This window comes from Roseobacter litoralis Och 149, assembly GCF_000154785.2.
GTDB classification, from domain to species: Bacteria; Pseudomonadota; Alphaproteobacteria; order Rhodobacterales; family Rhodobacteraceae; genus Roseobacter; species Roseobacter litoralis.
This window is the reverse complement of record NC_015730.1, coordinates 2577984-2592827: the sequence shown is the minus strand read 5'-3', so window position 1 is coordinate 2592827 and position 14844 is coordinate 2577984. Positions and strand designations below refer to the sequence as shown.

Genomic DNA, 14844 nt, shown 5'->3' with positions numbered 1-14844 from the left:
CTTACGAGCATCACAGCATGTTTTTGAGAAAATGCAAGGGTTCTGATACCGCAAACAGTCCAAACGACCGTGTTGGGTTTGACAGTTGTCCATTCTTGGTCGTAGCGTCGTGTGACACTCACCAGAGGCGCATATGCTAGATCACGAACCGCAAGGCCAGGACATTCATCCGATCGCGCAGATCAAAAGTCTCAGGGTCGAATTTCAGACCAAAGACGGCCCGGTCCTCGGGGTCGAAGATGTGTCATTTGACATCAATCCGGGTGAGACCGTCTGCGTGGTGGGGGAAAGCGGGTCGGGCAAATCCGTGTCCTCGCTGTCGCTGATGCGACTGGTAGAATTCGGTGGCGGTAAAATCACCGGGGGTCAGCTTCTTTTTGACCGGGCGGAAGCGGCGGATGTGGATCTTGCAGACACAGAAGCGGAGTTAATGCGCAGCATTCGCGGCAACGAAATCGGGATGATTTTTCAGGAGCCGATGACGGCACTTAATCCGGTCTTTACTATCGGGCGGCAATTGACCGAAGGACTGCGGCTGCACAAAAAGCTCAGCAAGTCTGAGGCGGAGGCCCGCGCGCTGGAATTGCTGCGCGAAGTTCGGATACCCGAACCCGAGCGGCGCCTGACACAATATCCGCACGAGTTGTCGGGGGGCATGCGGCAGCGGGTGGTGATCGCCATGGCGCTGGCCTGCAAGCCCCGGCTTTTGATCGCGGATGAACCGACAACAGCGCTGGACGTCACCATTCAGGCGGAAATTCTGGCGCTCATCGATCGGCTCAAGCGTGAAACAGGCACGGCGGTGATGTTCATCACCCATGATATGGCGGTGGTGGCGCAGATGGCGGACCGCGTGGTTGTGATGTTTCGCGGCAACAAGGTCGAGGAAGGCCCGGTCGAAACCATCTTCGAAAACCCGCAACACCCCTACACCAAGGCTTTGCTGGCGGCCGTGCCCAAATTGGGTGAAATGACGGGTAAGGAATTCCCCGAACCGATGAAGCTTCTGGGCCGCGAGGGCGCGCAGATCGCGCCGATCCCCGGCACCAATGAGGTCTTGCTGAGCGTCAAAAACCTGACGACGCGCTTTCCGGTCAAGGGCGGGTTTTTCCGCCGCACGGTGGCAAATGTCCATGCGGTTGAAGACTTATCGTTCAGCATAAACAAGGGTCAGACGCTGAGCCTTGTGGGCGAATCCGGCTGTGGCAAATCAACCGCAGGGCGGTCGATCCTGCGGCTTGTCGATCCGATGGCGGGTGAAATCATGCTGGGTGACAAGGACATCATGGCATTGGACCCAAAAGGTCTGCGCGAGGCGCGTCTTGACATGCAGATGATCTTTCAGGACCCGTTTGCCTCGCTCAACCCGCAGATGCAGCTTGCCGATCAGGTGGCTGAGCCGATCCATAACTACGCCACGCTCAAAGGGCAGGCCGTCGCGGACCGGGTCGCGATGCTGTTTGACCGGGTGGAATTGCCACGCAGTTTCATGCGCCGCTTTCCACATGAGCTGTCAGGCGGGCAACGGCAACGGGTGGCGATTGCGCGCGCGCTGGCCCTGAACCCCAAGCTGATCATCGCGGACGAAGCGGTTTCCGCGCTGGATGTGTCGGTGCAGGCGCAGGTGCTGAACCTGATGATGGAACTGCAATCCGAGATGGGGATTTCGTTCCTGTTCATCAGTCACGACATGGCCGTGGTTGAGCGTGTCAGCCATCATGTCGGTGTCATGTATCTGGGCCGCATTGTGGAACTTGGGCCGCGTGCCAGTGTCTTTGAAAACCCGCAACATGCCTATACGCAGGCGCTGATGAAAGCGGTCCCGATTGCGGATCCACGTCAGCGAAAAGACGAGAAAGATTTGAATTTCAAACCGATACCGTCGCCGATCCATCCTGTCAGTTATGAGGCGCAGCCCTCGGTTTACCGCGAGGTGGCACCGGGTCACATGATCCTCGAAACCGATAGCGGCTATTAGGCCTGCGTCGATGACATCAGCCCCGGTTAAACAAAAGGTGGCTCTGGTCACGGGTGGCGCGCGTGGTATCGGGCGCGGCATTTCTGAGAATTTGATGCGCGATCACCACGTCGCCATCCTGCACAACACAACGGTGCCGGACTGGATCCCGGACACTGTGCTGGCCGTGCAAGGAGATCTGACGGATCCGGCCTTTGCGCAGGTTGCGGTTGACGCGGTTCTGGCGCGATTTGGCCGAATAGATGTGATCGTGAACAATGCAGGGGCGATCGTTTCATCCCCTGTTGAGACGTTCGATCCGAAAGCGTACCGCGCCATTTTTGATGTCAACACGCTGGCGCCGCATGCGCTTTTGTCAGCGGCATTGCCGCATCTTCAGCCGGGTGCGTCGGTCATTAACATCTCATCCGTCAACGCGGAACACCCACCGCTCGGGGCCAGTCTGTATGGTGCCAGCAAAGCAGCACTTGAACTTTGGACGCGGGGCGTTGCAAAGGAACTTGGGCCGCGCGGCATCCGCGTGAATGCCGTTGCGCCGGGGGCGATTGACACGGATGAGACACCGCGCGAAGAGACGCTGAGACAGGCCTTTATCGATCTGACTGCGTTGGGACGGCTCGGCACACCGCAGGACATCGCAGCGGCGGTCCGGTTTTTGGCAAGCGATGAGGCCGCTTTTATCACAGGTAGCGTGCTTGTGGTGTCTGGAGGATACCGACTATGACGAAACGCCTTTCACCGCTGGAACTGATGCAGCAGCTTGTCGCTTTTCCAACGGTGAGCAGAGACACGAACATCCCGTTGATCGACTGGGTGGCCGACTATCTGGCCAGCCATGACATTCAAAGCCATCGCTATGTCGACTCAGAACAGCCGAAACACGCGCTTTTTGCGCATGTCGGTCCCTGGCAGGAGGGGGCGATTGTGCTGTCGGGGCATACGGATGTTGTCCCCGTTGACGGCCAGCCCTGGGACAGCGATCCGTTCGAGGTGATGGAAAAGGACGGCAAGTATTTTGGCCGCGGCACCTGCGACATGAAGGGTTTTGACGCGCTGGCCATCTGGGCACTGGTCGAGGCACAGCATGTCGGTGTGAAACGGCCCCTGCAGATTGCGCTGAGTTTTGACGAAGAGATCGGCTGCACCGGCGCACCCCCTATGATCAACGCGATGCAGCCCGTCCTGCCAAAGGGTGCGGCCGTCATCGTCGGAGAACCCTCGATGATGCAGGCTGTGTCTGGCCACAAGGGCGGCAGTGGCTTTGACACGCATATTCGCGGCTTTGAGGTGCATAGCTCGTTGATGGATCGTGGTGTGAATGCGATCATGTTCGGGGCCAAACTGATCGAGTGGGCCAATCTCACGAATGCTGCAAACCGCGACGCGGTTCCGGGCACTTTGGCGCAGGCGTTTGATCCACCCTATACCACGCTGCATGTGGGGCAGATCAGTGGTGGAACAGCCCACAACATCACCGCCAAGGATTGCTATTTCGCCATGGATTTCAGGGTGGTGCCGGATGAAACGAAAGCGGAGTGGGAGGCGCGCTACCGCGAAGTTGTCGTCGATGTGGAGCAGCAAATGCAGGCCATCGTGCCGGAAACGTTTATCCAGCTGAGCGAACGGTTCAATGTACCAGCCCTCAGCCCCGAGGATGAAGGCGAGGCCGAAACACTGGTGCGCAGCCTGACCGGTGACAACGCAAGCCATGTTGTCAGCTACGCAACAGAGGCGGGACAGTTTCAGGAGGCCGGATATTCGGCGATCATCTGCGGGCCGGGCGATATTGCGCAGGCGCACCAACCCAACGAGTATATCACCAAAGCACAGTTTGAGGCCGGTCATGGCTTCATGCGGCGGCTGGTTGAACGGCTTTGCACGTAAGGACGGGGACGCGTGATGACCGCGGTATTTCCAATCACAGCGGCGACGCCTGTGACATTTGCTGGTGCTCTGCCTGACACGGCCGACGTTGTGGTCATCGGCGGTGGCGTGATTGGCGTGTGCACTGCGCTTTTTCTGGCGCGCGAAGGGCACCGCGTGGTGCTGCTGGAAAAGGGGCGCATCAGTGCGGAGCAGTCCAGCAGAAACTGGGGTTGGATCCGTCAGCAAGGGCGTGACCCGGACGAATTACCGATCATGAAAGAAGCCAACCAGCTGTGGCGTCAGCTGGCCGCTGAGACGAACGTCGACATCGGTCTGACCCAAGGTGGCGTCACCTATCTGGCCTCGGATGCTGCGGCGATGGCACGCTATGAGGCATGGCAAAAGATCGCATCCGATCAAGACGTGGACACGCGCATCTTGTCGCAAAAGCAAACGGATAGCCTTATCCCCAACATGTCCCGGCGGTATGCAGGTGCACTCTATACGCCCTCTGACATGCGTGCGGAGCCGTGGGTCGCGGTTCCGGCACTGGCGGGCATTGCCGTGCGCGATGGCGCGCAGATCATTGAGAACTGCGCCGTTCGCTGTCTGGATATCGAGACGGGCCGGATCAAGGGGGTTCTGACCGAGAAAGGGCGCATTGAAACGTCACAGGTTGTGCTGGCGGGTGGCGCTTGGTCATCGCTGTTTTTGGCAAATCACGGGGTCAAACTGCCACAGCTATCTGTTCGCGCGACGGTTGCTGCCACAACACGGCTTCCGGTGGTTTTTCAGGGTGGGGCGGCGGATGACAAAGTCGCATTTCGTCTGCGAAAAGATCGGGGCTATACGCTTGCCCCGGGCGGATTTCATGAACTGTTCGTAGGACCAAGCGCTTTTCGATCATTGCCGAAATTCCTGACGCAGTTGCGCGCCGACCCCTTTGGCACCCAGTTTTTACCCGCTGCTCCCAAAGGCTACCCGGATGCATGGGGAACAGCGCGCCGGTGGGATGCGGATATGGTCTCGCCCTTTGAAGACATGCGAATTCTCAATCCGCGTCCGAATGCGGGTAAGGTGCAAACCATAACAGACGAATTTTCAAGACTTTTCCCTGATCTGCCGGACTTCAGGGTGTCTTGTGCCTGGGCGGGTATGATCGACACGATGCCCGATCTTGTGCCCGTTATTGATACGGTGGCTGTGCTGCCCGGATTGACGATTGGCACTGGCATGAGCGGGCACGGCTTTGGCATTGGCCCCGCCATCGGGCGCATTCTGGCGCGTTTGGCCACAGGAAGGGAAAGCGGGCATGCGTTGACGCGATTTCGGTTCTCTCGTTTCACCGATGGCAGTGCGATGGATCTCGGCCCCGCACTTTGAACGGTCGACCGCTTGCAGCTTCGACGCGGCGCCCTATGATGCCATATCGGAATGCAGGCACCGCTCATCGCACTTGCCCCACTCAGACATAGCTGCCAATGACGCTGGCAAACATCGCCCCTATCGCCTTGCAGGAGAGACTTCTGATGCCCATCAAGAACCGATTTTCCGAACTTCAGCCTGAAATCGCGGCATGGCGTCAGGATTTGCATGCGCATCCCGAGCTGCTTTTTGATACGCATCGCACGGCGGGACTGGTGGCTGAAAGGCTTGCGGCCTTCGGGTGTGACGAGGTTGTGACCGGTATCGGGCGCACGGGTGTCGTTGGTGTGATCAAGGGTCGCTCTGATACATCGGGCCACGTGGTCGGGCTGCGCGCGGATATGGATGCTCTGCCGATCCCCGAAGAAACGGGTGTTGATTACGCCTCCACCGTGCCGGGAAAGATGCACGCCTGTGGGCACGACGGTCATACGGCGATGTTGCTGGGGGCGGCGAAATACCTGTGCGAAACACGTAATTTCGATGGCACTGCCGTTGTGATCTTTCAGCCCGCCGAAGAGGGCGGCGGCGGCGGTCGCGAGATGTGCGAAGATGGCCTGATGAACCGTTTCGGTATTCAGGAAGTCTATGGCATGCACAACTGGCCTGGAATCGAAACGGGCAAGTTCGCTATCCGCCCGGGCGCGTTTTTCGCCGCCACCGATATTTTCGAGATTGAGATCGAGGGCAAAGGCGGGCATGCCGCTTTCCCGCATCAGACGATTGATCCCACGGTGATCGCCAGTCACATCGTTCTGGCGGGGCAATCCATCGCCAGTCGGAACGCGGACCCGGTCGAGCAGGTGGTCATGTCGATCACGTCCTTTGAGACCTCATCGCATGCCTACAATGTCATCCCGCAAACGGTGAAGCTGAAAGGCACGGCGCGTACCATGAGCACTGCCATGCGTGATCTTGTCGAAGAGCGGCTGACGAAAATCGTCGAAGGGACGGCGGAGAATTTTGGCGCCACAGGCCGCATCAGTTATATCCGCAACTATCCCGTGACGGTGAACCATCCGGCGCAAACCGAGTTTGCCGCCGAAGTGGCCACCAAGGTTGCGGGCGATTGTGCAGACGCGGAATTGGTAATGGGGGGCGAGGATTTCGCCTTTATGCTCGAAGAGCGCCCCGGTGCCTATATCCTGATGGGCAATGGCGCGAGCGCGCGGCTGCATCATCCCGAATATAATTTCGACGACGACGCCATTCCCGCCGGGTGCAGCTGGTGGGCCGAAATCGTGGAACAACGCATGCCAGCGGCCTAGTCAGCGGCTTTGGGTCACGCGCGGCCGAGCAGGTGGTGATAGATCCTGAGAATGGACGCGGCCTCTTTTTCAATTGAAAAATTGGTGACGGCGTTTTCACGCGCGGCTTTGGCGAAATCAGCACGCATCTCGTCATCGATCAGCAACCGCCGGAGGTTGGTTGTGATGGCGCTGACGTCATCAACGTCGACAAGATTGCCGGTTACGCCGTCCTCGATCAGCTCTTCGAATGCGCCGACGCGTGTGGCAACCACGGGCGCGCCACAGGCCATCGCCTCAAGCGGCGTCAGCCCAAACCCCTCCCAACGCTGCGGTGCGATGTATAGGTCCAGCGCCTGAAAATGCAGGGACAGTTGGTCAATCGGAACCTCATCGCGAAACAGAATCCGATCCGACAGCCCTGCAGCGGCGACTTCGTCCTTGAGGTCTTGCAGATAGGTTTTGTGTTCATCTGTGGCACGACCCATCATCAGTGCCTTGCCGTGCGGCACCTCAGAAAAGACGCTGATCATTGCTTTGACAAATAGGTCATTGCCCTTTTGGTGACGAATACGGCCAAAACAGCCGACGAGGGGACCCTCTGGCGGCAGATCGAGTGAAGCGCGCAGGCTTTCGCGGTCTTCAACGGGGCTGAACAGGGCGCAATCGATGCCATGGTGAATCACCGTTGCCTCGCGTTCGAGGTAACCTGCGGACTTGGCGGACGTGGCGATCACCGCGTCCATCTGGCGAATGAGCCAACGGGTAAAGCCCGTATGGCGGCGCTGCGCGGCGGAGGTGAAAAGCAGTTTCAGCCGCTTCCCCGCAAGATATTTCAACGCCAGCCCTGCCACCATTTCAACATTGCGTCGCGCATGCCAGACACGTGCCCCAGAGGGGCCGGAACGGGGCAAGCGCAGCAGCCCAAAGGGGGGCAGGTTCGGCACTTCGTCGGGCAGGTCAGGGCCAGAGGCAACAATGGCGATATCACGCGCCTGTAGTGGCACAAGACGGATCACGGTCGATGTCACGCCCGAGTGACGGCGTTTGAAATTGGGCGCAATCACCTCGATCTCTTTGAGCGGTGGGATCTGGGCAGGGGGCATCAGCGCACCTCGTCTTGCAGATGAAGCGCACGGATCAGCCGCGTGGCAATCGTGCTGGTCTGGGATGACTTTCCACGCACATAATCGCGCGCGGCACGGCCCGTCGCTTCCATCAATGCGGTATCATTGAGCATCTTGTCGACCGCTTCGGCCAATTCCGCATCATCATTGACGAAGCGGACGACACCGGCTTGTGTCATCTCGGCATATGTTTCGCTGAAATTGAAAACCTCGGGTCCGGAGATGACACCGGAACCACTCAGTGTGACCTCAAACGGGTTATGCCCGCCGATGGGTTTCAGCGATCCACCAAGAAAAATCGCGTTGGATAAAGCGTACCAATTGCCCAATTCGCCCAGAGTATCGGCGAGGTAGACGTCCCGGTTGCCCGGCAACTCGCCTTTGGACCGAATGCGGGCACTCAATCCCTGATCCTCGATCAACTGCGCGACGTCTTTGCTGCGCTCGGTGTGGCGCGGCGCCAGCAGCAACAGCAGATCCGGGTTATCCAGCAACAGCCGGGCATGCGCGCGCAGCACGATTTCCTCTTCGCCCTTGTGGGTTGAAGCGGCAACCCAAACACGTCTGCCTTTCAGGCTGGTGCGAATTTTCGCAAGCGTTTCAGGGTTTTGCTGCAAGGGGGCAGCCAGCGATTTCAGGTTGATGCCACGCGCCACCCGATCGGCGGGGGCGTGCATATCCACCATCGCCTGCGCCATTTCGTCGTTCTGGGTCAAAATCAGATCGAACGTGCCCAGAACAAAAGCCGCGGTTTTGGGTCGCCGCTTCCATGCCTTTTGTGAGGTCTCACTCAGGCGGGCGTTCACAAGGATCATTTTCGCGCCGCTGTCCCGCGTCAGCCGCAGCATTTGCGGCCACAGCTCGCTTTCCACGAAAACCACGCAATCAGGGCGCCAGTGACGGATGAACCGACGCAAAGGACCGGGCGCATCAAGGGGGGCAAACTGGTGCACCGTGCGCGGTGGCAAGTGGTTCGCCACCATCTTGGCCGATGTGGCCGTGCCAGAGGTGATCAGAAAATTGGCGCGGGGCATTTGCCGCCCCATTTCGGCAATCAAAGACAGGACAGACATGCTTTCGCCAACCGAGGCTGCGTGAAACCAGATCAGCGGGCCCGACCCTTCGCGCATGGCGGTGGCATGCCCGAGTTTTTCATGCGCACGCACAATGGGCACGCCCGCTGCGCGCAGCTTTCGGGTTTCGATCCAGGCAAAAAATGGGACCAGAACCGCGGTGGCACCCACATACAGATGGTAAAGCAAAGGGGGGCGCATGGCGCAGGTCAGCCGCCGGTGTGGCTCATGTGTCGCGGCATCTGGCCGTCAAGGCGCTGACGCGAGTAGTCAAAGTCATGGCCCTTGGGCTTGCGCGCGATCGCGGCCCGAATTGCCTCTTGCAGCGGGGCGTCATCCTCAGGATAGGCACGTAGCGGAGCACGCAGATCTGCGGCATCTTCTTGCCCCAGACACATGAACAGCTCACCGGTACAGGTCAGACGCACACGGTTGCAGCTTTCGCAGAAATTGTGGCTGAGCGGGGTGATGAACCCGATTTTCTGACCCGTTTCCTCCAGCCTGACATAACGTGCTGGGCCACCTGTCCGTTCAGCCAAGTCCGTTACGGTGCAATGCTCGGCGTAGCGTGCGCGCACGTCTTTGAGGGACCAATACTGGTCCAGACGGTCCTCGTTACCAATGTCACCCATTGGCATCACTTCAATCCAAGTCAAATCAACGCCCCGCTCTGCGCACCATTCGGTAATCGTTGGCAGTTCGTCTTCGTTGAAGTTCTTCAATGCCACTGCGTTCAGTTTAACGCGCATGCCAGCTGCTTGGGCCGCATCGATGCCCCGCAGCACCTGCGGCAAGCGGCCCCAGCGCGTAATATCCGCGAATTTCTGTTCATCCAGGGTATCGAGTGAGACATTGACCCGCCGCACGCCCGCCGCATAAAGGTCGTCTGCAAAGCGTTCGAGTTGGCTGCCGTTTGTCGTGAGGGTCAGTTCTTTCAGCGTACCGGCTTCAAGGTGTCGCGACATGCGTTGGAAAAAGGTCATAATACCCTTACGCACCAACGGCTCGCCCCCGGTGATCCGCAATTTTTCCACGCCGAGCCCCACAAATGCCGAGCACATGCGATCAAGCTCTTCGAGCGTAAGAAGCTCTTTCTTGGGCAAAAAAGTCATGTTTTCCGACATGCAATAAACACAGCGGAAATCGCACCGGTCTGTCACGGAAACACGCAGATAGGTAATGGCGCGGGCGAAGGGATCAATCAGCGGAGCATTCATACATTAACAAGTAATGATCTCGGCGCTTCGCGGCAAGCAGATAACGTCACAAGAGTAGTGCGACAACGTTGCGGGTGCCTCGTCAGAAACGGTTTATCCCTTGGCCGGTGCCAGAATGAACGTGGGATCATCGTCAATCGTGGTTTGATTGCGCGTTTCCCAATATTCTGAAATGCCGTCGGGGCCTTTGTCCTCTGCCCAGTTGGCCAACACATCGCGCTCGCCCGCGTAGTCCATGAATGGCACCGCGTAACCGCAACTGGTTTGCACCATATCAATCGTGACGTCGTAGATTTGGCGCGCTGCGATAGATAGTGGAAATTCGGCGTTCAATGCGTCAAAATCCGTGTCGCGTCGGTGCAGGGTACGTGCACTTCCGTACGTCCTTAGGATCATGGGTTTTTTCTCAAACCCACACCACATCAAGGTCATGCGGTTGATTTGTGCAAGATGCCCTGCAGTCTCATTTCCGGACCCGGTGAGGTTGCGCCAGATGATGCGGTTTGGTCCCAGAACGCGCAGACTGTCCATGCCTTTCGGTGAAACATTCACCCGACCGGCGGGACCTGCCGTGGCGCAGAAAAAGATATGCTGCATCTCGATGAAACGCGTCAGGGTATCGTTGAGTTCTTCATATTGCGTGGCCACCGGTTTCTCCGTGTATCAGATTTGAATAATGGAAAGGGCTTCCCGTCTTGAGCTCTTCCTAGCCTGTATTGACGACATATAGCATGTTTTTTTGTCGAAGAACCGGTCGCTCGTACAGTCGGCCGAGGGATAAGCATTGTCTTCCAGCGCCCATTGTTTCAGATCCGCGTTAGGCTGCGCAGGCGGTCATTGGGGGGAGCGGGCAGACCTCAAAATTGATCTACCTTAGGTGGTTGGGGCATGTGCGACTGCTTGTCTATTCTACCGTTACGGATTTTGCCAGATTGCGCGGTTGGTCAACATCTGTGCCTTTGGCCACGGCGGTATGATACGCGAGCAATTGCGCAGGTATCGCGTAAAGGATCGGCGTCAAAACGGATGAAACCTGGGGCATTTCAATGGTTGCGAAAGCCTCTTGTCCGAACTCCGCGATCCCGGTCGCGTCCGAGACGAGGATGACCCGTCCTTTGCGCGCCATCACTTCCTGCATGTTGCTGACTGTCTTTTCAAAAAGGGCATCGCGAGGCGCCATGACAACCACCGGCACATGTTTGTCGATCAGGGCAATGGGGCCATGTTTCAATTCACCTGCTGCATAAGCTTCGGCATGTATATAGCTGATTTCTTTTAATTTTAAAGCGCCTTCTAAAGCGAGAGGATACATCAGGCCGCGCCCCAGAAACAGTACATCGCGCGCCTCCGCCAGCTTGATCGCCGCTTGGTGCATTTCCGCGTTTGCGCCAAGCGCGGTACTGACGATGTTGGGCAGATCGCGCAGGTCCGACAGATGTTGCGCGAGTGTGTCAGCGTCGATCTCGCCCCGGTCCTGTGCGGCACGCAACACCAGAAGAAACAGGACCGTCAGTTGGCACGTAAACGCCTTGGTGGAAGCGACGCCAACTTCGACACCGGCATGGATTGGCAGCACCAGGTCGCTTTCCCGCGCAATGGAGCTTTCGGGGACGTTGATCACGGACAGGATCGTATCGCTCTTGCCTGCGCAATAGCGCAGGGCGGCCAGCGTATCGGCAGTTTCACCGGACTGGCTGACGAACAACGCAGCCGAGCGCGCCGGGATCGGCGGCTCGCGGTAGCGAAACTCCGAGGCTACATCAACTTCGACCGGGATACGCGCAATTTGCTCAAACCAGTATTTTGCGGTCAGGCAGGCGTAATAGGCCGTGCCACAGGCCACCATGGTCAAGCGGTCGATGGCGGTGAAATCAATATCGGGTTTGGGCAGATTAATCTGCCCATCGCTGGTCACATAGTGCCCCAATGCCTGCGCGATAACAGCAGGCTGTTCGGCGATTTCCTTGGCCATGAAGTGTTTGTGACCGGCCTTGTCGATGCGGGTATTGTCGATCTGGATGGTCTTGACGGCGCGCGTTACGGGATTTCCCTCGGCGTCGATAATCTGCAGGCTGGTGCGTGTGACGACAGCGCGATCGCCTTCCTCCAGATAGGTGATTTCATTCGTCATGGGGGCGAGGGCGATCGCATCGGAGCCGACAAACATCTCGCCTTTGCCATGTCCGATCGCGAGCGGCGAGCCTTTGCGCGCGGCGACAATCAGATCGTCTTCACCATCAAAAAGGAAAGCCAGTGCAAAGGCCCCGCGCAGTTTATCCAGCGCTTGGAAAGCTGCATTTACAGGGCTTTGACCCTTGGACATGAAGTGTTGTGTCAGCAGTGCGACGGTTTCTGTGTCTGTTTCCGTGACAAATTGAACGCCGTTTTCAGCCAACTCTTCACGCAGTTCGCGGAAGTTCTCGATAATACCATTGTGCACAACAGCCACAGGCCCCGCCTGATGGGGGTGGGCGTTCGTTACGGTCGGCGCGCCGTGGGTGGCCCAGCGGGTATGGCCAATGCCCGACTTTCCGACGAGCGGCTCATGTACCAGCAAATCTGACAGGTTCACCAATTTGCCAACCGCGCGCCGCCGCTCCAGATGCCCCGCGTTAACGGTTGCGATGCCCGCGCTGTCATAGCCGCGATATTCCAACCTTTTGAGCGCGTCGACAAGGATTGGCGCTGCTTCATGGTTACTTAGTACGCCAATGATACCACACATAGTCAGCTGCCTCTCTGTTGTTTGGCCTTTTTAGCCTTCAACAAGTTAATCAGTTTTGTAGCCATACCGGGTTTTTCGATTTGCGGGGCGCGCGAAAGAGCCAGCGCTTCTGGCTCCACATCGGACGTGATTACCGACCCGCTGCCCGTCATGGCGTGATCGCCGATCTGCACAGGGGCAACCAGCATTGTGTTCGAGCCGATAAAGACGTGGTTGCCGATCTCTGTGTGGTGTTTCAACACACCGTCGTAGTTACAGGTGATCGTGCCGGCGCCCACGTTTGTGTGTTCGCCCAAAGTCGCATCGCCGATGTAACTTAGGTGATTTATTTTCGTGCCGGTTCCGATTCGGGCGTTCTTGACCTCAACAAAGTTGCCGACGCGCACGTTCTCGCTCAGTTCTGTGCCGGGGCGCAGGCGCGCGTAAGGGCCGACGATGCTGCCCCGCGCCACATGGCAGCCTTCGAGGTGCGAAAAAGCGCGGATGGTTGCGCCAGACTCGACGGTCACGCCAACGCCAAAGACGACATTCGGCTCAATAATCGTGTCGCGTCCCACCACCGTGTCGAAGGCGAAATGAACGGTTTCGGGGGCGGGCAGGGTCACGCCATTTTCAAAGGCGTCCGCGCGGGCGCGGTTTTGAAATGCAGCCTCTGCCGCCGATAGTTCCGCGCGCGAATTTATGCCCAGCGTCTCGCTTTCGTCGCATGTGACAACGGCTGCTTTCAGCCCGCGCGCCCGGGCGATGCCAACGATATCGGGCAAATAGAATTCGCCGGCAGCATTGTCATTGTCCACCGCTTGCAGCAAATCAAACAAGAGCGTTCCATTGCAGGCCACAACGCCGCTGTTGCACAGGGTGATGGTCCGCTCTGCCTCACTGGCATCCTTGAACTCCACAATGCGATCCAGCTGCGTGCCATCCATGACAAGCCGCCCATAGCGTGCAGGATCTTCTGCCTCGAACCCCAGAACGACCACGTCTGAGGAGCGTTGTGCGTCACAAATGGCCGATAGGGTCTCGGGGCTGACGAAGGGCGTGTCCCCGAAGAGAACGATCACCGTGCCGTCAAATCCTTTGAGCACTTCCTGTGCCTGTTTCGCGGCGTGCCCGGTTCCGAGCTGTTCGTTTTGCTCGACAATAATGGCGGAGGCGTCATGCGACCGCGCCGCTTTCCGGACAAGTTCCGCGCCGTGACCGGCGACAATCACCGTATGACTTGGCCCTAGACTGGCCCCTGATTGCATGGCGTGAACAAGCAGCGGCGCGCCCGCAAGCGGGTGCAGGACCTTGGGCAGGTCCGAATTCATGCGCGTGCCTTTGCCCGCTGCAAGGATGACCAGAGCTGTTTTCATGCGAATTCTCTTTGTGTTCTGTTGCTGGTCTGTTTATCCGCTAAATCGCGCGGCGCAAGCCACGGGGGATCAAAGAAGATTGCGGCTTGCAATAAAGCTGCGCGCTTTCTTGCGATAATAGAGGTAAGTTAACAAATGAAGACCGTCATTTTCGACCTGGATGGCACGCTTGCTGACACCAGTGGTGATCTGATCGCAGCGGCCAATACCTGTTTTCGCGACATGGGCGCGGGTGATCTGCTGAAACCGGACGTTGATCAGGGAACGGCTCTGCGCGGTGGCCGGGCAATGCTGCGCCTTGGCATGGCGCGTTTGGGTCGGCCCGAGGATGAGGCAACGATTGACCGTTATTACCCAGTATTGCTTGAGGCATATGGCGCGCAGATTGACCGGTTCACGACGGTCTATCCCGGGGCGATGGACGCAATCGAAGTGCTAAAGCTGCGTGGGTATGGTGTTGGCATCTGTACCAACAAGCCGGAAGGGCTGGCGCAGATATTGCTGCAGAACCTCGGTATTCGGGACAGCTTTGCCTCGCTTGTAGGGGCGGATACGCTGCCTGTGCGCAAGCCCGATCCCGAACCGCTGTTTGAGGCGGCACGGCGCGCGGGGGGCGATCCGCGCCACTGTGTTCTGATTGGCGATTCCGATACTGACCGAAATACAGCGCGCGCGGCGGGGGTGCCAAGTGTGTTGGTCACTTTCGGCCCTGCGGGGGGGGATATGGCCGCGCTTGAGCCTGAGGCGCTGCTGGAACATTATGATGCGTTGCCCGATACGGTGGACAGGCTTCTGTCTTGACGCGCGGGGGCGCAGAGGCCACTGTTTTTG

12 protein-coding genes are annotated in these 14844 nt (G+C 58.3%); 6 read left to right on the top strand and 6 right to left on the bottom strand.

Translation table 11 applies throughout. From position 1 onward, the window contains the following. The first annotated feature begins 133 nt into the window (after positions 1-133). From RLO149_RS12305 to RLO149_RS12285, 5 genes are all read left to right on the top strand, one after another. On the top strand, positions 134-1978 hold the full coding sequence (locus tag RLO149_RS12305) for an ABC transporter ATP-binding protein (protein WP_013962420.1): 1845 nt from the start codon (positions 134-136) through the stop codon (positions 1976-1978). A gap of 10 nt (positions 1979-1988) precedes the next feature. Further along, the gene (locus tag RLO149_RS12300) at positions 1989-2702 is read left to right on the top strand and encodes an SDR family NAD(P)-dependent oxidoreductase (RefSeq protein ID WP_013962419.1); all 714 of its coding nucleotides are present in this window, start codon (positions 1989-1991) and stop codon (positions 2700-2702) included. Then, entirely contained in the window at positions 2699-3862 is a 1164-nt protein-coding gene (argE, locus tag RLO149_RS12295; RefSeq protein ID WP_013962418.1) for an acetylornithine deacetylase, read from the top strand. Before RLO149_RS12300 ends, argE begins: the two co-directional genes overlap by 4 nt. Positions 3863-3877: 15 nt before the next feature. Next, complete coding sequence (locus RLO149_RS12290; RefSeq protein WP_013962417.1) at positions 3878-5227, top strand: NAD(P)/FAD-dependent oxidoreductase; 1350 nt, start codon at positions 3878-3880, stop codon at positions 5225-5227. Positions 5228-5373: 146 nt separating this feature from the next. Further along, positions 5374-6537 carry a M20 aminoacylase family protein gene (locus tag RLO149_RS12285; RefSeq protein ID WP_013962416.1) on the top strand — a complete coding sequence of 388 codons (1164 nt, stop codon included), beginning with the start codon at positions 5374-5376 and terminating at the stop codon, positions 6535-6537. Positions 6538-6551: 14 nt separating this feature from the next. Here RLO149_RS12285 and RLO149_RS12280 read toward each other — a convergent pair whose 3' ends face one another. The 6 genes from RLO149_RS12280 to glmU all read right to left on the bottom strand — a co-directional run bounded on the left by RLO149_RS12280 (position 6552) and on the right by glmU (position 14013). Then, positions 6552-7622, bottom strand: a complete 1071-nt coding sequence (locus RLO149_RS12280) for a glycosyltransferase family 4 protein (RefSeq protein ID WP_013962415.1) — start codon at positions 7620-7622, stop codon at positions 6552-6554. Next, positions 7622-8917: a 3-deoxy-D-manno-octulosonic acid transferase gene (locus RLO149_RS12275; protein ID WP_013962414.1), complete on the bottom strand. Its 1296-nt coding sequence runs from the start codon at positions 8915-8917 to the stop codon at positions 7622-7624. The genes RLO149_RS12280 and RLO149_RS12275 overlap by 1 nt, the downstream gene beginning before the upstream one ends. Positions 8918-8925: 8 nt before the next feature. After that, complete coding sequence (gene moaA, locus RLO149_RS12270) at positions 8926-9933, bottom strand: GTP 3',8-cyclase MoaA (RefSeq protein WP_013962413.1); 1008 nt, start codon at positions 9931-9933, stop codon at positions 8926-8928. A 93-nt stretch (positions 9934-10026) separates the two neighbouring features. Beyond that, positions 10027-10581 (bottom strand): pyridoxamine 5'-phosphate oxidase family protein, encoded by a 555-nt coding sequence (locus tag RLO149_RS12265; protein ID WP_013962412.1) that lies wholly within the window; start codon positions 10579-10581, stop codon positions 10027-10029. Positions 10582-10837: 256 nt separating this feature from the next. Then, positions 10838-12658, bottom strand: a complete 1821-nt coding sequence (gene glmS, locus RLO149_RS12260) for a glutamine--fructose-6-phosphate transaminase (isomerizing) (protein WP_013962411.1) — start codon at positions 12656-12658, stop codon at positions 10838-10840. Between the two features lie 2 nt (positions 12659-12660). Beyond that, complete coding sequence (gene glmU, locus RLO149_RS12255; RefSeq protein WP_013962410.1) at positions 12661-14013, bottom strand: bifunctional UDP-N-acetylglucosamine diphosphorylase/glucosamine-1-phosphate N-acetyltransferase GlmU; 1353 nt, start codon at positions 14011-14013, stop codon at positions 12661-12663. 135 nt (positions 14014-14148) lie between these two features. Between glmU and RLO149_RS12250 the strand changes: the two genes are divergently transcribed. After that, positions 14149-14814: an HAD-IA family hydrolase gene (locus RLO149_RS12250; protein WP_013962409.1), complete on the top strand. Its 666-nt coding sequence runs from the start codon at positions 14149-14151 to the stop codon at positions 14812-14814. The last annotated feature ends 30 nt before the right edge of the window (positions 14815-14844 follow it).